Origin of the sequence: Streptomyces sp. NPDC001406 (genome assembly GCF_042895285.1) — a bacterium.
GTDB lineage: Bacteria > Actinomycetota > Actinomycetes > Streptomycetales > Streptomycetaceae > Streptomyces.
The window spans coordinates 319,904-338,524 of the sequence record NZ_JBIAWG010000001.1 but is presented as its reverse complement, the minus strand read 5'-3'; the positions used below and the strand labels follow the sequence as shown (position 1 = coordinate 338,524).

14 protein-coding genes are annotated in these 18,621 nt (G+C 71.3%); 3 read left to right on the top strand and 11 right to left on the bottom strand.

Features of this window, described 5'->3' with window-relative positions; all coding sequences use genetic code 11:
* Positions 1-111: 111 nt before the first annotated feature.
* From ACFY1J_RS01515 to ACFY1J_RS01505, 3 genes are all read right to left on the bottom strand, one after another.
* Complete coding sequence (locus ACFY1J_RS01515) at positions 112-1,656, bottom strand: von Willebrand factor type A domain-containing protein (RefSeq protein WP_390706690.1); 1,545 nt, start codon at positions 1,654-1,656, stop codon at positions 112-114.
* Between the two features lie 147 nt (positions 1,657-1,803).
* Complete coding sequence (locus tag ACFY1J_RS01510; protein WP_390730378.1) at positions 1,804-2,676, bottom strand: ABC transporter permease; 873 nt, start codon at positions 2,674-2,676, stop codon at positions 1,804-1,806.
* Positions 2,673-5,330: a CocE/NonD family hydrolase gene (locus ACFY1J_RS01505; protein WP_390706692.1), complete on the bottom strand. Its 2,658-nt coding sequence runs from the start codon at positions 5,328-5,330 to the stop codon at positions 2,673-2,675. The genes ACFY1J_RS01510 and ACFY1J_RS01505 overlap by 4 nt, the downstream gene beginning before the upstream one ends.
* A 115-nt stretch (positions 5,331-5,445) precedes the next feature.
* On the opposite strand from ACFY1J_RS01505, the gene ACFY1J_RS01500 reads away from it, so the two are divergent.
* Positions 5,446-5,874 (top strand): GNAT family N-acetyltransferase, encoded by a 429-nt coding sequence (locus tag ACFY1J_RS01500; RefSeq protein WP_390706693.1) that lies wholly within the window; start codon positions 5,446-5,448, stop codon positions 5,872-5,874.
* 7 nt (positions 5,875-5,881) lie between these two features.
* Here the strand turns inward: ACFY1J_RS01500 and ACFY1J_RS01495 are convergent, their stop codons facing one another.
* On the bottom strand, positions 5,882-7,282 hold the full coding sequence (locus ACFY1J_RS01495; RefSeq protein ID WP_390706694.1) for an APC family permease: 1,401 nt from the start codon (positions 7,280-7,282) through the stop codon (positions 5,882-5,884).
* Between the two features lie 362 nt (positions 7,283-7,644).
* On the opposite strand from ACFY1J_RS01495, the gene ACFY1J_RS01490 reads away from it, so the two are divergent.
* A complete protein-coding gene (locus tag ACFY1J_RS01490) occupies positions 7,645-8,490 on the top strand; it encodes a hypothetical protein (protein ID WP_390706695.1) in 846 nt (281 codons plus the stop codon).
* Between the two features lie 65 nt (positions 8,491-8,555).
* Here ACFY1J_RS01490 and mmsA read toward each other — a convergent pair whose 3' ends face one another.
* From mmsA to iolC, 5 genes are read right to left on the bottom strand one after another with little or no spacing between them, the layout of a single operon-like run.
* A complete protein-coding gene (gene mmsA, locus ACFY1J_RS01485) occupies positions 8,556-10,058 on the bottom strand; it encodes a CoA-acylating methylmalonate-semialdehyde dehydrogenase (protein WP_390730377.1) in 1,503 nt (500 codons plus the stop codon).
* A 14-nt stretch (positions 10,059-10,072) separates the two neighbouring features.
* Complete coding sequence (iolD, locus tag ACFY1J_RS01480; protein ID WP_390730376.1) at positions 10,073-11,956, bottom strand: 3D-(3,5/4)-trihydroxycyclohexane-1,2-dione acylhydrolase (decyclizing); 1,884 nt, start codon at positions 11,954-11,956, stop codon at positions 10,073-10,075.
* Positions 11,953-12,777, bottom strand: a complete 825-nt coding sequence (gene iolB, locus ACFY1J_RS01475; protein ID WP_390706698.1) for a 5-deoxy-glucuronate isomerase — start codon at positions 12,775-12,777, stop codon at positions 11,953-11,955. Before iolB ends, iolD begins: the two co-directional genes overlap by 4 nt.
* Before the next feature lie 9 nt (positions 12,778-12,786).
* Positions 12,787-13,677, bottom strand: coding sequence for a deoxyribose-phosphate aldolase (locus ACFY1J_RS01470; protein ID WP_390706976.1), 891 nt, complete (start codon positions 13,675-13,677; stop codon positions 12,787-12,789).
* A 44-nt stretch (positions 13,678-13,721) separates the two neighbouring features.
* Entirely contained in the window at positions 13,722-14,696 is a 975-nt protein-coding gene (gene iolC / locus ACFY1J_RS01465) for a 5-dehydro-2-deoxygluconokinase (RefSeq protein ID WP_390706699.1), read from the bottom strand.
* Positions 14,697-15,003: 307 nt separating this feature from the next.
* Here iolC and ACFY1J_RS01460 point away from each other — a divergent pair, with 307 nt between their 5' ends.
* On the top strand, positions 15,004-15,204 hold the full coding sequence (locus tag ACFY1J_RS01460; RefSeq protein WP_263208920.1) for an AlpA family transcriptional regulator: 201 nt from the start codon (positions 15,004-15,006) through the stop codon (positions 15,202-15,204).
* Between the two features lie 67 nt (positions 15,205-15,271).
* Here ACFY1J_RS01460 and ACFY1J_RS01455 read toward each other — a convergent pair whose 3' ends face one another.
* The gene (locus ACFY1J_RS01455; RefSeq protein WP_390706700.1) at positions 15,272-16,315 is read right to left on the bottom strand and encodes a zinc-dependent alcohol dehydrogenase family protein; all 1,044 of its coding nucleotides are present in this window, start codon (positions 16,313-16,315) and stop codon (positions 15,272-15,274) included.
* Positions 16,316-16,346: 31 nt separating this feature from the next.
* A complete protein-coding gene (locus ACFY1J_RS01450; RefSeq protein ID WP_390730375.1) occupies positions 16,347-18,557 on the bottom strand; it encodes an MMPL family transporter in 2,211 nt (736 codons plus the stop codon).
* Positions 18,558-18,621: the final 64 nt, after the last annotated feature.

Sequence of the window (18,621 nt, the reverse complement as noted above, 5' to 3'; positions counted from 1 at the left end):
GGCTCCCGTCGCGGCTGTTGGCTGCCCTGCTGCCGAACGCACTTACCGGGTGGTCAACTTACTCACGCGTAAGCGTAGGTCAATGGGTCCGGCAGCACCGGGAAGCGCGCGCTAGTCCAGTCCGCGTCCGGCCTGCTCGATGGCCTGGGCGAGCTGCCGTACCGCCTCGTCCTCGGTCGTGCGGGCCAATCGGGCGGCGTGGCGGTGGAGTTCGCTCAGTCCGGGGTCGCCGGGCAGCGTGGTCCAGCGGTCGTCCCCCTCGCGGAGGGCGTCGGCGAAGTAGGCGGCCACCACGGTGACCTGGAAGCGGGGGCTCGCGCTCCAGACGGAGTCCTGCAACGCGGCGGTCTCCAGTTCACCGGACTCCTCGTGCGGGTCGCGGGTGCCGGGGTCGAGCCAGCGGACGGTGGCCGTGGCGAGATGGCCGTCGGTGCCGGGCTTGGTGCGGACCGCGTACAGAGCGGTGACGGTGTGGCCGGGGCCGACCTCGCCGCCGTCGACGTGGTCGTTGCGGAAGTCGTCGTCGGCGACCCTGCGGTCGTCGTAGCCGACCAGACGGAACTCCGCGACCGTGTGCGGGTCGAAGGCGACCTGGGCCTTGGCGTCGCGGGCGGTGAGCTCGATGTTCTGCGGGAGCTGCTCGCAGAACACCTTGCGGGCGTCCTCGGTGTCGGACACATACACCGTGTGCCCGTCGCCCTTGTCGGCGAGGCGCTCCATCAGGGCGTCGCCGTAGTCGCTGCCCACGCCGACGCCGAACAGGGTGATGCCGTGCTCGCGCCGGGCGGTGGAGATGCGTTCGAGGATGGAGTCCGGGTCGGTGTCGCCGGTGTTGGCGAGCGCGTCGGAGACGAGGACGACCCGGTTGGTGGCGCCCTTGCGCAGGCCCTCGACGGCGGTGGCGTACCCGGTCTCGACGCCCGCGCCGAGGTCGGTGGAGGACAGCGCCTCCAGACCGTCGATCGCGTCGTGGATCTCGCCGCGGTGGCCCCCGAGCCGGGTCATCGGCAGCACGGTCTCGGCCTCCGAGCTGAAGGCGACGATCGCGACGGAGTCGTCGTCGCGCAGCCGGTCCGTCATCGTGCCGAGGGACTGCTTGGCGAGGTCCAGCCGGCCCGGTTCGCTCATGGAACCGGAGACGTCGACGACGAACGTGAGGGCGGCGGGCGGACGTTCACCGGTCTGCCCGGCGGTGTTTCGGGTGGCCAGGCCGACCCTGACCAGGGACCAGTTCGGCTTGTCGGTACGGGCGCCGTCGACCGTGACGGAGAAGCCGTTGCCGTCCGGGCGCCGGTAGTCCTGGCGGAAGCTGTTGACGAACTCCTCGGGGCGGATCGTCGACGGGTCGGGCCGCTGCCCGTCGGCGAGCGTGCGGCGCGCATAGCCGTAGGAGGCGGTGTCCACGTCCAGGGCGAAGGTGGAGAGGTAGTCGGCCGAGGGGGTGTTCCACTCGTCGCCCTGTGCCTTCCGCGACCCCTGGCTCTGCGCGGGGGCGGGCGCCGGAGCCGGAAGCCCGCCGTTCTTGGAACCGCCGTTGTTGGCCTCGCGGTGGGAACCGTCCGCGCTGCCGCCCGCGCAGCCGGTGAGCAGCAGGCCGCCCGCCGCCGCGAGGGCGATCAGCACACTCCGTGTCCGCCGTGTCCTGTGCCGCTCCATCTCGTCTGCCCCCTGTGCCCGTTGACGTCGATATCTGTGACTGTGACGGCGCCACGGGCGGGAACGTGCGGCACGGAGCGTTGCGGATGCGTCTCGAAGCGGCCACGGAGCGGGCCCGCCGAGACCGGTGGGTGATCCTCCGGTGACCTAGGAGACCACGTCCTTGCGCGCGAAACCCCGGAAGGCCAGGGCGAACAGCACGAGCGCGTACGTTATGGAAATCGCGGTGCCCTGGATCATGCCGGACCACTCGGGGTGCGGCTGTACGGCGTCGGCCCAGGCGAACTGCCAGTGCGCGGGCAGGAAGTCGCGCCAGTGGCCGAGGGCGGTGACGGCGTCCAGGACGTTGCCGACGATGGTCAGGCCGACCGCGCCGCCGACCGCGCCGAGCGGGGCGTCCGTCTTGGTCGACAGCCAGAACGCCAGGCCCGCGGTGACCAGTTGGGACACAAACACATACGCCACGACCACCACCAGGCGCTGGGCGGCGGTGCCCGAGTCGAGCGCGCCGCCGGTGGGGATCTCCAGTGGCCCCCAGCCGTAGGCGGCGGTGCCGACCGCGAGCGCCACGACCGGCAGCAGCACCATCACGGCCAGGCTGAGCCCGAGCCCCACGACGAGCTTGGACCACAGCAGGCGGCCCCGGGGTACGGGCGCGGCGAGCAGATACCGCAGGGAGGACCAGCTGGCCTCCGAGGCGACCGTGTCCCCGCAGAACAGCGCGACCGGGATCACCAGGAGGAAGCCCGCCGAGACGAACAGGTTCACCGCGGCGAAGTTGGCGCCGGAGGCGGTGGCCGTGTCCATCAGCGTGACCTGGCCGTTGCGGCTGCCCGGGTCACCGCCGATCGCGAAGGCGATGACCAGCACGAACGGCAGCACGGCGAGGATCCCGCCCATGATCAGCGTGCGGCGCCGCTTGAGCTGGCGGACCAGCTCCACCCGCAGCGGCAGCGTGCGCCCGGCCCGGTAGCCGGAGGCCACCTCGACGGGCTCGGTGTGCTCGGTGAGCGTGCTCACGCGGAACCTCCGATCAGGGTGAGGAAGGCGTCCTCCAGGCGGCGGTGGGGGCCGACCGACTCGACGGGCACATCGAGCCGTACGAGGTCGGCGACCAGCCGCTGTGCGCTTCCGCCGGGCTCCAGGCGGACGAGGAGGCCGTCCTCGGTGCGGACCGCGGAGGCGACGCCGGACAGCGCGCCCACCTTCTCGACGACGGGCTCCTCCACGGGTGCGGCGGTGCCGACGAGCAGCGTGTCGCCGGAGCCGATGATCTCCCCCACCGGGCCGGCCTGGACGAGCCGGCCCCGGTCCATCACCACCAGGTGGGTGCAGGACTGCTCGACCTCGGCCAGGAGGTGGCTGGAGACGATCACCGTGCGTCCCGCGGCCGCGTAGCGGATCATCACCTCGCGCATCTCGCGGATCTGTGGCGGGTCGAGACCGTTGGTGGGCTCGTCGAGGATGAGCAGGTCGGGCAGGCCGAGCATGGCCTGGGCGATGGCGAGGCGCTGGCGCATGCCCTGCGAGTAGGTGCGCACCGCGCGGGCGAGCGCGTCACCGAGGCCCGCGATCTCCAGGGCCTCCGCCAGGTGCGCGTCCTCGGCCGGGCGGCCGGTCGCCTGCCAGTACAGCTCCAGGTTCTCGCGGCCCGAGAGGTGCGGCAGGAATCCCGCGCCCTCCACGAAGGCGCCCACCCGGGACAGCACCGGCGCGCCCGGTCGGATCGCGTGCCCGAAGACCCGTATCTCGCCGCCGTCCGGCTTGATGAGGCCCATCAGCATGCGCAGGGTCGTCGTCTTGCCCGCGCCGTTCGGCCCGAGCAGGCCCAGCACCTGGCCCTTCTCGACGCGGAAGGACAGCTCGCGCACCGCGTACCGGTCCGCGGACTGCGCGTACCGCTTGCTCAGGTCCGTTATCTGGAGCGGGACTTCGGCCAGAGCGGGGTCGGGCGCGGGGACCGCCGTACGGCGGCGGCCGGTGACCAGCAGGGCGAGGGCGAACAGCGCGCCGGCCGGCGGCAGCCACCACACCCAGGAGGGCAGCGCGGCGGCCGCGGTCGTGACGGCCGGGGCGGTGGGCACGCTCAGGTCTCCCTTCAGGGAGACGGTGTAGGTGGCCGGGGCCGCCGGGGAGGCGTAGCCGAGGTCCGTGGAGGCGAACACCAGGCGCAGCCGGTGGCCCTTCTGCACCTCGTGGTCGATCGCCGGGAGCGTGACCGTGACGTCCTTGCCCGACTTGGCGCCCTCGACGCGCAGGGGCGTGACCAGCTGGGAGGGCAGCACCTGCTGGGTGCCGCCCGGCCCGACGTCGTACACCTTTCCGAACAGGACGGCGTCGTCATCGGTCGACGTCACATGGACGGTGACCGTCGGCGAGCCGGTGATCCGCAGGTCGGTGGTGACGGTTGCGGAGTCGAACTTCGCGTACTGGCCGGGGAAGTCGAGGGAGATGCCGACGCCGAGGGCGGACAGCTGGGCGAGGCCGCCGCCACTGCCGCCGCCGATGCCGGGCAGGGCGGAGACGGCGGGCGGGCTGGCTCCGGCCGGGTTGCCGAAGCGCTGCTCGCCGCCGCGCAGGGCGATGGTCCGCCGGTCGTTCTCCAGGCCGGGGTAGGCGTCGGCGCTCGCGCCGCGCAGCTGGGCGGCGCCGTCGGTGGAGTCGACGCCTCCGGTGCGGGTGATCCGGAAGGCGGGGCCGGTGTCGGCCTTCTTGTCGCCCTTGAGGTAGCGGTCGAACCAGGCCGTCACCCGCGCCTGCACCCGGCTGGACTCCATGTCTCCGCCGTCGTGCCCGCCCGCGATCCAGTCGACGTCGACCGGGGCGCCGTTCGCGCGGATCGCCTTCGCGGCCGCGTCGGACTGGGCGAGGGTGAAGAGGGAGTCGGTCTGGCCCTGCACCAGGAGGGTGGGCACCTTGATGCGGTCGGCGACGGCGGACGGCGAGCGCTCCTCCAGCAGACTGCGCGCGGCCGCGTCCGGTTTGCCCGACTCGGCAACCCGGTCGTACATCCGGCACAGCGCGGGCTCGAACCGGTCGCAGCCGCCGCCGGAGTTGAAGAAGATCCCGGCCCAGAGCTTCTTGAACACACCGTCCGGGAACAGGGCGTCCGCGAGGTTCCAGTAGGTGATCGCCGGGGCGATGGCGTCCACCCGGTCGTCGTGTCCGGCGGCGAGCAGGGAGATGGCTCCGCCGTACGAGCCGCCGGCCACGCCCACGCGCGGGTCGCCGCTGCTGTCGAGCTGCACCTGGGGCTGCTTCGCCAGCCAGTCGATGAGCCGGGAGACGTCGGCGACCTCGCCCTCGGGGTCGTTCAGCCCGATCTTCCCGGTCGACCTGCCGAAGCCGCGCGCGGACCAGGTCAGCACCGCGTACCCGTCCCGGGCGAGGTCCTCCGCCTCCTGCCGTACGTCGTCCTTGCTGCCGCCGAAGCCGTGCCCCAGCAGGACGGCCGGGCGGCGGCCGGCGGTGGCGGAGGTGAAGTACGAGGTGTCGATGCGCACCCCGTCGCCGGTCGTGACGACCCGGTCGGCCCGGCGCACCGGGGGCGGGTCGTCCGAGGCGACCGCCGTCCACGTACCGGCGCCGGCGAGCACGACGACGACGGCCGCGGCGGCCATCAGCCGCCGCGGCCCCCGAAGCAGCCCCCGGAATCCGGGCACTCGAAGATCCATGGCTCAACGGTACGGGCCGTCACCGACAACGGATGCAGCCGCCGGGTTGAACCCCTTGCCCTCCTGTGGGAGTAGAGGGCTCCTCCGGCGTACTTCGGTCGTGGTACGAAGGCGCATGGACATCCGTCGTGCCACCACGGTCGCCGAAGTCGCGGGGGCCGAGCATCTGTTCGACCACCCGGTCCGCACGGAGTGGGCCGAGCGCTTCCTGACCGCCGCCGGACACCATCTGTTCCTCGCCTATGAAGAGGACGGCGAGAACGGTGAGACCGGCCCCGTCGGATTCGTCAGCGGCGTGGAGACCATCCACCCCGACAAGGGCACCGAGATGTTCCTGTACGAGCTCGCGGTCGCGGAGCCGTGTCGGCGCCGGGGCATCGGGCGGGCGCTGGTGGGCCGGCTCGCCGCGCTGGGCCGGGAGCTGGGCTGCTACGGCATGTGGGTGCTGGTCGACACCGGGAACGATGTCGCCCTTGCCGCCTATCGCAGTGCGGGCGGCAAGGACGACGGTACGTGCTCGGTGGTGACCTGGGACTTCGGCTGAGCCGGGGTTACGCCTGCGCGTCCTCGGGGATCGACACCAGCCAGCGGGTCTCGCCGCGCGGGCGGAGGTAGAAGACCCAGTAGAGGGTGGCGCCGGCGGTGATGCCGCCGGTCCACAGCAGGTAGACGGTCTCCTGCTGGCTGAGGACATAGGCCAGGACGGCGATGAGCAGGACCGGCATCGCGGGCCACAGCGGCATGCGCCAGGCGGGCGTGTGCTTGTGGTGGCCGCGGCGGGAGAGCAGGGCGGCGACCGCGACGAGCAGGTACATGCCGGTCACCGAGACGCCCGTGACGCCGTAGAGCGTGTCCAGGTTGACGAAGCAGAGCAGCGCGCCGGGCACGCCCACCGCGAGCGTGGCGACCCAGGGGGAGCCGAAGCGGCCGAGCTTGGAGAAGACGTTGTTGACCGGCTCGGGCCAGGCCTTGTCGCGGGCGGAGGCGAACAGGACGCGGGAGTTCTGGATGACCATGACGATGCCCGCGTTGATGATCGCGAGGGCCACGCAGAGGCTGACGAAGGTGCCGACGGCCGAGTTGGACCAGGCGGTGACCATGGTGCTGATGTCGCCGCCGGTCAGCTCCTTGATGTCGGAGGCACCCATGGTGATGGCGACGACCGGGACCAGGATGATCACGGTGGAGATGGCGAGGGTGGCCAGGACCGTGCGGGCGACGTTGCGGCGCGGGTGCTCCAGCTCCTCGGAGAGGTAGACGGCGGTGGAGAAGCCCTGGGTGACGAAGAGGGCGATCGCCAGGCCGGAGACGACCAGCATGGCCGTCACGGTGTCCGTGTGTCCGTTGCCGCCCGCGACCTGCATCGAGGTGAGGCTGCCGAGGCCGCGGTGGCCGTGGGTGAAGCCGAGCATGGCGACGACACCGGCGGCGATGACCTCCAGGACCAGGAAGATGCCGGTGATCCAGGCGTTGGCCCGCAGGTCGAGCAGGCCGGCGAGGGTGGCGAGGAGCATCACGCCGGCGCCGGTCATCGCCGGGTCGAGGTGCACGATCGGTGCGAGGTAGTCGGCCGTGCCCATCGCGATCACCGGCGGGACGATCATCACGACCAGCAGGGACAGCACGAAGACCAGCCAGCCCGCCAGGCGTCCGGCCATCGTCGAGACCATGGCGTACTCACCGCCGGCGCTGGGGATGAGGGTGCCCAGCTCCGAGTAGCAGAACGCCACGGCGATACAGAGGAGGGAGCCGATGGCGATCGTCAGGGCGGTCGCGGTGCCGAGCGAGCCGAACAGGTCCGGGACCACCACGAACAGTGTGGAGGCGGGCGTCACGCACGACAGGGTCAGCAGGGTGCCGCCGACCACTCCGATGGAACGCTTGAGCTTCTGAGGGGCGTCCGAGCTCCCGTCCAGGACGGCGGTCTCGACGGGGCGGAGCGTGTCGGTCATGCGGCGGTTCCGATCGACTCGTGCGGTGGTGGTTCGGGCGGGAGCGCTATCGCCTCCGGCGGCTCGCGTCGTACGTGTTTCTGTCGCTCCCGGCGCTGATAGAACCCCGACGAAAACCGGCGCGTCAATGGGTGTTTACCTACGGAATTCGAAGATCAACAGGCACTTCGATCACGTAAACAGCAGCTCGGTGCAGGCAATTCGGCACCTGGGGTCCATACGGGAATCGCAGGACGAACGACAAAAAAAGTAGCAGCGTCCGGTATACGGACGCCGTAAAGCGGTCGCACGACTGTCGGTGGGGCCCGCTAGAGTCAAGGAATCACAAACAGCACACAGCAAATTCAGGGGTGGGGAACACCATGAAGCTGAAGCACACCGTGGCCTGGGTGGGGTGTACGGCGGCGGCACTGCTGGCGACCTCCGCGTGCGGCACCGAGGGCGCGAAGTCGGCGGCCAAGGCCGTGGACAACGCCGACAAGGCGATGGCGGCACTGGCGCGGGCGACGGACCGGACGGAGAACCTCGGCTCGGCCGAGGTGAAGATGAGCACCGATCTGGGCACGGGCACGGGCCCGGTGGCCATGGAGGGCACGTACTCCTGGGGCGACGGTTTCGCCTTCGACGTCGACATGGACACCAAGGCCGTCCAGATGCAGACGCTGACGAGCTCGCCGACGGTCCGCATGCTCTTCGTGGACGGCGCTTATTACTACGACGTCGACCCGCAGCCCTCCGGCCCGCTCAAGGGCAAGGAGTGGATGAAGATCGACGGCTCGGCCGTGTTCGGCGAGAAGGGCGGCCAGGCGATGGCCGGGGGCACCGGCGGCGGCAGCCCGGTGGCCTCCATGAAGGCCCTGAAGTACGCCAGCGACGTCGACGACCTCGGCAAGCAGACCGTCGACGGACAGAGCACGACCCACTACCACGCCGTGGTGAAGGCGGACCAGATGGGCAAGCTCAAGGACGTCTACGGCGACCAGAACAACATGCTCAGCCAGATGACCGGCGCCAACGGCCAGATGACCATGGACATCTGGGTCAACGACAAGGACCTGCCGGTCCGCATGAAGCAGGCGTTCGGCTCCGCGACCGTCACCATGGACTTCAAGAAGTTCGGCAAGACGGCCACGGTCAAGGCCCCGCCCGCCGCGCAGACCGGTGACCTCACCGAGCTGATCAAGCAGCAGCAACAGCAGAAGCAGTAGGGCAGGCCCGGGCACGGCGGTGCCCCGCCCTCTCCCATGCGGAGGACGGGGCACGCCGTACGGGCTCAGTGGTTGCGCGGGAAGCCCAGGTCCACGCCCGCCGGGGCGTCGGCCGGGTCGGGCCAGCGCGTGGTGACGACCTTGCCGCGGGTGTAGAAGTGCGTGCCGTCGTTGCCGTAGATGTGGTGGTCGCCGAAGAGCGAGTCCTTCCAGCCACCGAAGGAGTGGTAGCCCACCGGCACCGGGATCGGCACGTTCACGCCGACCATGCCGGCCTCGATCTCCAGCTGGAAGCGACGGGCCGCGCCGCCGTCCCGGGTGAAGATCGCGGTGCCGTTGCCGAACGGCGAGGCGTTGATGAGGGCCACGCCCTCCTCGTAGGTGTCGACGCGCAGCACGCACAGCACCGGGCCGAAGATCTCGTCCTGGTAGGCCTTGGCGCTGGTCGGCACCTTGTCGAGCAGCGAGATGCCGAGCCAGTGGCCGTCCTCGAAACCGTCCACGGTGTAACCGGTGCCGTCCAGGACCACCTCGGCGCCCTCGGCCGCGGCGCCCTCCACGTAGGAGGCCACCTTGTCGCGGTGGACCTTGGTGATCAGCGGACCCATCTCGGAGGCCGGGTCGTTGCCGGGGCCGATCTTGATCTTCTCGGCGCGCTCGCGGATCTTCTCCACCAACGTGTCGCCGATGGAGCCGACCGCGACGACCGCGGAGATGGCCATGCAGCGCTCGCCCGCGGAGCCGTAAGCGGCCGAGACGACGGCGTCGGCGGCCGCGTCCAGGTCGGCGTCCGGCAGCACCAGCATGTGGTTCTTGGCGCCGCCCAGGGCCTGCACGCGCTTGCCGTTGGCGGAGGCGGTGGTGTGGATGTAGCGGGCGATCGGGGTCGAGCCGACGAAAGAGACGGCCTTGACGTCCGGGTGCTCCAGCAGGCGGTCCACGGCCAGCTTGTCGCCGTGCACGACGTTGAAGACGCCGTCGGGCAGACCGGCCTCGGCCAGCAGCTCGGCGATCTTGATGGACGCCGACGGGTCCTTCTCGGACGGCTTCAGCACGAAGGTGTTGCCGCACGCGATCGCGATCGGGAACATCCACATCGGGACCATCGCCGGGAAGTTGAACGGCGTGATGCCCACGACGACACCCAGCGGCTGCCGGATCGAGGCCACGTCGACGCGGCTGGCGACCTGCGTCGACAGCTCGCCCTTCAGCTGCACGTTGATGCCGCAGGCCAGGTCGACGATCTCCAGGCCGCGGGCCACCTCACCGAGGGCGTCGCTGTGCACCTTGCCGTGCTCGGCGGTGATCAGCTCGGCGATCTCGTCGCGGTGGGCGTCGAGCAGCGCGCGGAACTTGAACAGGATCGAGGTGCGCTGGGCCAGCGAGGACTGGCCCCAGGTGGCGTAGGCGTCCTTGGCGGCGGCGACCGCCGCGTCGACCTCGTCCACGGAGGCGAACGCGACCTTGGTGGTGACCGCGCCGGTCGCCGGGTCCGTGACCGGCCCGTACGAACCCGACGCGCCTTCGACGGTCTTACCGCCGATCCAGTGGTTGACGATCTTCGTCATGCCCGGTTACTCCTTCACAGATGGCGGCGTCGGGTAGAGACGTGCCGTTCGTACAGCTCACGTGCCTTGACCGCGGAGGATCGGGTCGCGGTCTCGGCCACAGGAACATCCCACCAGGCCTGCGCCGGAGGCGCGCCCGACACAGTGTCTGCGGTTTCGGTCTCCACGTAGACACAAGTGGGAGTGTCGGCGGCCCGCGCCTCGGCGAGTGCCGTGCGCAGGTCACCGACAGTCTTCGCGCGCAGCACGCGCATGCCGAGGCTGGCCGCGTTGGCGGCCAGGTCGACGGGCAGCGGGGCGCCCGTGTAGGTGCCGTCTTCGGCCTGGAAGCGGTAGGCGGTGCCGAACCTCTCGCCGCCCACCGTCTCGGACAGCCCGCCGATCGATGCGTACCCGTGGTTCTGCACGAGCAGCAGCTTGATCGCGACGCCCTCCTGCACGGCGGTCACGATCTCCGTCGGCATCATCAGATACGTCCCGTCGCCGACCAGCGCCCATACGGGCCGGTCGGGGGCTGCGAGCTTCACACCGATCGCGGCCGGGATCTCGTAGCCCATGCAGGAGTAGCCGTACTCCAGGTGGTACTGGTCCCGCGACCGCGACCGCCACAGCTTGTGCAGATCGCCGGGGAGCGAACCGGCCGCGTTGATGATCACGTCCGTCTCGTCGACTGTCCCGTCCAGCGCGCCCAGCACCTGCGGCTGCGTCGGCCGTACATCCGGCTCGTCGGCCTCGTAGCAGGCGTCGACGCGCTGCTCCCAGCGCTCCTTGTCCTCGGTGTACTCCATGGCGTACGCGTCGGACACCCGGTGGGCGTGCAGCTCCAGTGCCTCGGTCAGCTCCTCCAGGCCGCTGCGGGCGTCCGCGATCAGGGGCGTGCCGGAGAGCTTGTGGCCGTCGAAGGGCGCGATGTTGAGGTTGAGGAAGCGCACGTCCGGGTGGGCGAAGAGGGTGCCGGAGGCGGTGGTGAAGTCGGTGTACCGGGTGCCCACGCCGATCACCAGGTCGGCGGTGCGGGCGAGTTCGTCGGCGGTCGCGGTGCCGGTGTGGCCGACGCCGCCGACGTCCTGGGGGTGGTCCCAGCGCAGGGAGCCCTTGCCGGCCTGGGTGGAGGCGACCGGGATGCGGGTGGCCGCGGCGAACTCGGCGAGGGCGTCCTCGGCACGGCTGTGGTGGACCCCGCCGCCCGCGATCACCAGTGGCCGCCGCGCCGCCCGGATCGCCCGCACGGCCTGGGCGAGTTCGACCGGGTCGGGGCCCGGCCGCCGTACGGTCCACACGCGCTCGGCGAAGAACTCCTCCGGCCAGTCGTAGGCCTCCGCCTGCACGTCCTGCGGGAGGGCGAGGGTGACGGCACCGGTCTCGACCGGGTCGGCCAGCACGCGCATGGCCTGGAGGGCGGCCGGGATCAGGGCCTCGGGCCGGGTGATCCGGTCGAAGTACTTCGACACCGGGCGCAGACAGTCGTTGACCGACACGTCGCCCGCGTACGGGACTTCGAGCTGCTGCAGGACGGGGTCGGCGGGGCGGGTGGCGAAGACGTCGCCGGGCAGGAGCAGGACGGGGAGGTGATCGATGGTGGCCAGGGCGGCGCCGGTCACGAGGTTGGTGGCGCCGGGGCCGATGGAGGTCGTCACCGCGTGCGTGGACAGCCGGTTGGACTGACGTGCGTAGCCGACCGCCGCGTGCACCATGGACTGCTCGTTGCGGCCCTGGTGGTACGGCATGTCGCCGCCGTACTCGATGAGCGCCTGGCCGATTCCGGCGACGTTGCCGTGGCCGAAGATGCCCCAGGTGGCGTCGATCAGCCGGCGGCGTACGCCGTCCCGCTCCGTGTACTGCGCGGCCAGGAAGCGGACTAGCGCCTGCGCGACCGTGAGCCTCGTCGTTGAGGTCATCGGTAACCCTCTGTACTTTCTAGGTGGGCCGGATGGAAGCAGATCCGCCACTCCCGCGTCTCACCCGGACCGGACATGACGTTCAGGTAGTACATGTCGTGCCCGGGCTGGGCGATCGACGGTCCGTGCCATCCGTCGGGGACGAGGACGGCATCGCCGGAGCGGACCTCGGCGAGGACGTCGGTTCCGCCCTCACGGGAGGGGAATACGCGCTGATAGCCGAAACCGTTCGGGCCGTCGATCTCGAAGTAGTAGATCTCCTCCAGCTCCGACTCCTCGCCGGGCCGGTGTTCGTCGTGCTTGTGCGGCGGGTACGAGGACCAGTTGCCGCCGGGCGTGATCACCTCGACGGCGATCAGCTTGTCGCAGTCGAAGGAGTCGGCGGAGGCGAAGTTGCGGACGCGGCGCGAGCAGTTGCCGCTGCCGCGCACCTCGACGGGGACCTCCGGCGCGGGGCCGTAGCGGGCGGGGAGTCGTCGCTCGCACTTCGCTCCTGCCAGGGCGAAGCGGCCTCCCGCGCCGGAGGCGATCTGGACCCGGGCGTCACGGGGGGCGTAGGCGAAATCGGAGGCTCCGCCGAACACGCTTTCCCTGCCCAGGAGTTGGAACTCGTTTCCCTCTGTCCGGACGGTACATCCGCCTTCCAGCGGAAGCACGATCCACTCGCTGTCACCGGTGGTGAAGATATGCGTGCCGCCGGGCTCCAGCTCGACGATCCGCAGACTGCTGTGCGTCCATCCGGCCCGTTTGGGGTCGATGTCGACGACATACTGGGCGCCCGCGGTCGAGCCCTTGCTCAGGTGCAGGTCATTGCTGGTCATACGGCCCCCTCACAGCAGTCCTACAGCGGTGTCCACGGCGGCGGCCACATCGCCGTCCGCCGGGTACAGCAGTGAACGTCCCACCACCAGGCCCCGCACGGTGGGCAGTTGGAGGGCGCCGCGCCACTTCTCGTACGCCGCCTCCTGGTCGTCCCCGACCTCGCCGCCCAGCAGTACCGCGGGGAGCGTGGAGGTCTCCATGACCCGGGCCATGTCGTCGGGGTTGTCGGTGACCGGCACCTTCAGCCAGGTGTAGGCCGAGCTGCCGCCCAGGCCCGAGGCGATGGCGATGGACCTGGTGACCGCCTCGGCGGACAGGTCGTTCATCACCTTCCCGTCGGGGGTACGGCGGCTGATGAACGGCTCCACGAAGACCGGGAGCCGACGGGCGGCCATGTCGTCGATGGCCCGGGCGGTGGACTCCAGGGTGGTCAGGGAGCCCGGGTCGTCGTAGTCGATGCGCAGCAGCAGCTTGCCCGCGTCGAAGCCCAGCCGCTGGATGTCCTCGGGGCGGTGGCCGGTGAAGCGGTCGTCCATCTCGAAGGACGCGCCCTGCAGACCGCCTCGGTTCATCGAGCCCATGACGACCTTGTGGTCGAGGGCGCCGAGCAGCAGCAGGTCGTCGAGGATGTCTGCGGTGGCGAGCACGCCGTCGACGCCGGGCCGCGACAGCGCGAGGCAGAGGCGTTCGAGCAGGTCGGCGCGGTTGGCCATGGCCAGTCTGCGGTCGCCGACACCGAGGGCGCCACGGGCCGGGTGGTCGGCGGCGACGATCATCAGCCGGCCGTCCTCGTTGAGGAGGGGCCGACGGGCGCGGCGGACGGCGGCCTCGGCGATCGCCTCGGGGTGGTGGGTGCGGGTGTGGACCAGCGCGGAGACGTCCACGCGCGCGTGCCCGATGCCCTCCCCGCCCTCGTGGTGGGCGCCGCCCACCTTGCCGGCCCTCACAGCACCGCTCCCGCAGCGAGGGCGGCGGCCACCTCGTCCTGGGTGGGCATCGCGGAGGAGCACTCCAGCCGGGAGGCGACGATCGCGCCGGCCGCGTTGGCGTGCCGCATGATCTTCTCCAGGTCCCAGCCGGCCAGCAGGCCGTGGCAGAGCGAGCCGCCGAAGGCGTCACCGGCGCCGAGTCCGTTGAGGACGTCGACCGGGAGCGGCGGGACCTCGGCCGACTCGCCCTCCCGGTTCACGGCGAGGACGCCCTTCGGCCCCTGCTTGACGACGGCGAGTTCGACACCGGCGTCGAGGAGCGCGCGGGCGGCGGCGTGCGGCTCGCGCACACCGGTGGCGACCTCCACCTCGTCCAGGTTGCCCACGGCGACCGTGCTGTGGCGCAGGGCCTCGGCGTAGAAGGGGCGGGCACTGTCTGGCCCGCGGCGGGAGCCGCTGATGTCGTCGCGCCAGAACATGGGGCGCCAGTCGAGGTCGAAGACCGTCGTACCGGACTTGGCCCGGTGCGCGAGGGCCGCCAGCGTCGCCGTACGGCTGGGTTCCTCGCTCAGTCCCGTACCGGTGACCCAGAAGATGCCCGCCTCGCGGATGGCGTCGAGGTCCAGCTCATGGGCGTCGATCTCCAGGTCGGGCGCCTTGGGCTGCCGGTAGAAGTAGAGCGGGAAGTCGTCCGGCGGGAAGATCTCGCAGAAGGTGACCGGCGTGGGCAGTCCGGGGACCGGGGTGACCCAGCGGTCGTCGACTCCGAAGCCGCGCAGGGCCTCGTGCAGATAGGCGCCGAAAGCATCGTCGCCGGTGCGGGTGATGACCGCGGTACGCCGGCCCAGGCGGGCCGCGGCGACGGCGACGTTGGTGGCCGACCCGCCGAGGAACTTGCCGAAGGACGACACCTGGGCGAGTGGAACACCTGTCTGCAGCGGATAGAGGTCCACTCCGATCCGCCCCATGGTGATCAGGTCGTACGCCATCGGTTTCCCTTCGTCACGGCTCTCCCCCGGTTTGTAGCCCCGTAACCGGAGCCCTGTCAATGGTTTGTCCGGACATTCGGACCAGTGTCGGCGTGCGGCTTTGCCACGGCCGTGTCACAAACACCTCCCGTGTGTCACATACGTCACGCGTACGCGGGCCCTCGGTCACACTCGGTCGACAGGCACTGCCCGTTGCTCACTTTGCGTCGTTGACCGTGCACAGGCTTGGCGATCGCCAGCGAAGCGCCCGGCTCCCCCGACGGCCGTTCCCGGCCGCCCCCGCGGTGCGCGCACGGAGGTGCAGCTCATGACCGACCGACGGCTCTGGTCCTACAAGGAGATCGCGGCCCACATCCGCGTCCAGCCCGACACCGTGCGGTCCTACCGCAAACACGGGCTGCTGCCCCCGCCCGACCATGTGGAGGGCGGCAAGCCCTACTGGTACGCCGACACCGTGCGGGCCTGGGTCGCCTCCCGGCCCGGCAACCGCGGGCGCAGACAGGCCTGAACCCGCCCGGCGCGCCCGGTGTCCCGCCCTGGCGTGGGACACCGGCGACACGGGCACCTCGGCCGGCTCAGCTCCAGGGTTCGACGACCGTGACGCCCGCGCCCGGTGCCGTGTCCATCGCCGTGAGTGCGGCCGGGGCCGCGTCCAGTGGGATCGTCGAGGTGACCAGCAGGTCGGGGCGGAGGACTCCCGCGCGGACCAGCTCCAGCATCGCCGGGTAGGTGTGCGCGGCCATGCCGTGGCTGCCGAGGAGTTCGAGTTCCAGGGCGATCACGCGGGCCATGGGGACCGGGGTCGTACCGTCCGGGGAGGGCAGGAGGCCGACCTGGACATGGCGACCGCGGCGGCGCAGACCGTTCACCGAGGCGGCGCAGGTGGACGGGGAGCCGAGCGCGTCGAGCGAGAGGTGGGCGCCGCCCGAGGTGAGGTCGAGGACGGCCGCCGCCGTGTCCGGCACCTGTGTCGCGTCCACGCACTCCGCGGCGCCGAACTTCCGCGCCAGGTCCAGGGCTTGGGGCGACACGTCGACGGCGACCACCCGGGCTCCCGACGCCGCGGCGATCATCACCGCCGACAGGCCCACGCCCCCGCAACCGTGCACCACGACCCACTCCCCACCCGACACCCGGCCCTGCTGGACCACCGCGCGGAAGGCGGTCGCGAAGCGGCAGCCCAGGGAGGCCGCGGTGGCGAAGGACATGCCGTCCGGGACCGCGACCAGGTTCACATCGGCGTGGTCGAGCGCCACATACTGGGCGAAGGAGCCCCAGTGGTGGAAGCCCGGCTGGGTCTGCCGCTCGCACACCTGCTGGTCGCCCGCCGCACAGGCGGAGCAGCTGCCGCAGGCGCAGACGAAGGGCACGGTGACCCGGTCGCCGGGGCGCCATCCGCTCACCCGGGGGCCCACCGCCTCGACGACACCGGCGAGTTCGTGCCCCGGCACGTGCGGGAGCCGGATGTCCGGGTCGTGCCCCATCCAGCCGTGCCAGTCACTGCGGCACAGCCCGGTCGCCTCGACCCGGACCACGACCCCGTGCTCGGCGGGCTCCGGGTCGGGCACCTCCCGCACCTCGGCCGGCTCCCCGTACTGCTCGAACACCACGGCTCTCATGTGCCACAGCTTCGCAGAACACCCCCGCCGGTCACACCGTCGCGGCCTCCTTCTCCTCGTCCGCCTCGGCGGGCGCGGCCGGCTCTCCCTCGCTCAGTCCGAACCGCTGGTGGAAGCGGCGCAGCGGACCCGGCGCCCACCAGGTGGCGCGGCCGGTCAGGCGCATGATCGCCGGGACCAGCAGGCTGCGCACGACCATCGCGTCCATCACGACGGCGAGCGCGATGCCCAGGCCGAGCATCTTGGTGTTGGTCACCCGGGAGGTGCCGATCGCGACCATCACCACGGCCAGGATGACCGCCGCCGCGGTGATCAGCCCGCCCGTGCGCTGCAACCCGTGCCGCACCGCCTCGTTGTGGTCGCCCGTACGGTCGTACTCCTCCTTGATGCGGGAGAGCAGGAACACGCCGTAGTCCATGGAGAGACCGAAGGCCACACAGAACATCAGGACCGGCAGGGTCGTCTCGATGGAGCCGGGGCTGGTGAAGCCGAGCGGGCCGGAGAGATGGCCGTCCTGGAAGACCCAGACCACCGCACCGAACATCGCCGTCAGGCTGAGCGCGTTGAGCACCACCGCCTGGACCGGTATCAGCACGCTGCCGGTGAGCAGGAAGACCAGGAACAGGGTGACGATCACGATGAACGCGGCCGCCCACGGCAGGCGCTCTGCTATCGCGTGCTTGGAGTCGACCAGGACGGCGGCCGTGCCGGTCACCTTGGTGTCGAACGGGGCGTCCATGGCGCGCAGGTCACCCACCAGGCTCTGGGCCGCGTCGTCGACGGCCTCGCCCCTCGGCAGCACCGTGAAGTACGCCGAGTCGCCCTGCACCAGCGGGCCGTCGACCCGTGCCACCTCCGGCAGGGCGGAGACCCGCTGCGCGTACGCGGCGTACTGCGCCTTGGTCGCCTTCCCCTCGGCCAGTACCTCGAGTCCGCCGCCGGGGCTGCCGGGGAAGCCGTCCCGGACGTGCTGCTGCACGACGTGGGACTCGGCGCCCGACGGCAGCTGGCGGTCGTCCGCCGTGCCGAACTTCACGCCCAGGAAGGGCAGTCCGAGGAGGATGAGGAGCGCCGTGGTACCGAGGGCGAAGAACGGGGCGCGGCGCATCACCAGCGTCGCGGTGCGCGACCAGGCCGTGCCCTCCTCGCCCGAGACCTTCGGCTCCCGGCCGCGGCGGAACAGTCGGCGCAGGTCGAGGGAGTTCACCCGGTGGCCGAGCAGCATCAGCGCGGCAGGAAGCAGGATCAGGGCGGCCGCGGCGGCCAGCAGCACGACCGCTATGCCCGCGTAGGCGAACGAGCGCAGGAAGTACTGCGGGAAGAGCAGCATCGCCGCCAGGGACACCGCGACCGTGAGCGCGGAGAAGAGCACGGTGCGCCCTGCCGTGCGCAGGGTGGTGCCGACGGCCGTCAACGGATCGGCGCCCGTGGACAGTTCCTCGCGGAAGCGGCGGACGATGAAGAGTGCGTAGTCGATGGCGAGGCCGAGTCCCAGGGCCGTGGTGAGGTTCAGCGCGAAGACGGAGACGTCGGTGAGCTCCGTCAGGCCGCGCAGCACCGCGTTCGTCCCCAGGATGGCGACGATGCCGATGCCCAGCGGCAGCAGGGCCGCGACGGCGCTGCCGAAGACCATCACCAGCAGCAGGAGCGTCACCGGGAGGGCGATCAGCTCGGCCCGGGCCAGGTCCTCCTTGATGATCGTCTGCATCTCGTGCCGTACGGCGACGATGCCGCCGACCTTGACCTTCACCGGACCGTGCGCCCCGCGGTAGTGGGGCGCGATGCGGTCCAGGGTGTCCCCCATCGCCTTCTCGTCGCCCGTGATGCGGGCGGCTATCAGCGCCTCGTGGCCGTCCTTGCCGCGCAGGGCCGGAGCCGCCGAAGGATCGGCCTGCCAGTAGGAGCCGACGCCCACGACGCCCTTCTCGCCGGCCAGGCGCTCGACGAGGGTGCGGGCCTGGGCGGCGACCGCCGGGTCGTCGACCGAGGCCCGGCCGGAGTCGACGAGGAGCAGGAGGTTGGGCTGGGAGTCGGGGAACTCGCGCTCCAGCGCCTTGGTCGCGTAGGTGGACTCGGCGTTCGGGTCCTCCCAGCCGCCGCTGCCGAGGCGGTCGGCGACGCCGCTGCCGGCCAGCACCGCGAGCACGGTGAGCACCAGGGCCGCGAGCAGCGACAGCCGCGGCCGGGCGGTCACGAAGCGGGTCCATCCGCCGACCCGGGGTGGCCTGTTGACTTCGGTCATCGTGCGGTGTCCCCTTCACCGTGACCCGTGCTGTACGCAGGCAGGCAGCATGGATCGGTCATTG

Bases quoted from the DNA above. Each gene is read 5' to 3' on its own strand.
- mmsA (WP_390730377.1), bottom strand. From the start codon at position 10,058: ATGACGAAGATCGTCAACCACTGGATCGGCGGTAAGACCGTCGAAGGC.
- ACFY1J_RS01490 (WP_390706695.1), top strand. From the start codon at position 7,645: ATGAAGCTGAAGCACACCGTGGCCTGGGTGGGGTGTACGGCGGCGGCA.
- ACFY1J_RS01450 (WP_390730375.1), bottom strand. From the start codon at position 18,557: ATGACCGAAGTCAACAGGCCACCCCGGGTCGGCGGATGGACCCGCTTC.
- ACFY1J_RS01455 (WP_390706700.1), bottom strand. From the start codon at position 16,315: ATGAGAGCCGTGGTGTTCGAGCAGTACGGGGAGCCGGCCGAGGTGCGG.
- ACFY1J_RS01505 (WP_390706692.1), bottom strand. From the start codon at position 5,330: ATGGATCTTCGAGTGCCCGGATTCCGGGGGCTGCTTCGGGGGCCGCGG.
- iolD (WP_390730376.1), bottom strand. From the start codon at position 11,956: ATGACCTCAACGACGAGGCTCACGGTCGCGCAGGCGCTAGTCCGCTTC.
- ACFY1J_RS01460 (WP_263208920.1), top strand. From the start codon at position 15,004: ATGACCGACCGACGGCTCTGGTCCTACAAGGAGATCGCGGCCCACATC.
- iolC (WP_390706699.1), bottom strand. From the start codon at position 14,696: ATGGCGTACGACCTGATCACCATGGGGCGGATCGGAGTGGACCTCTAT.
- iolB (WP_390706698.1), bottom strand. From the start codon at position 12,777: ATGACCAGCAATGACCTGCACCTGAGCAAGGGCTCGACCGCGGGCGCC.
- ACFY1J_RS01495 (WP_390706694.1), bottom strand. From the start codon at position 7,282: ATGACCGACACGCTCCGCCCCGTCGAGACCGCCGTCCTGGACGGGAGC.
- ACFY1J_RS01515 (WP_390706690.1), bottom strand. From the start codon at position 1,656: ATGGAGCGGCACAGGACACGGCGGACACGGAGTGTGCTGATCGCCCTC.
- ACFY1J_RS01500 (WP_390706693.1), top strand. From the start codon at position 5,446: ATGGACATCCGTCGTGCCACCACGGTCGCCGAAGTCGCGGGGGCCGAG.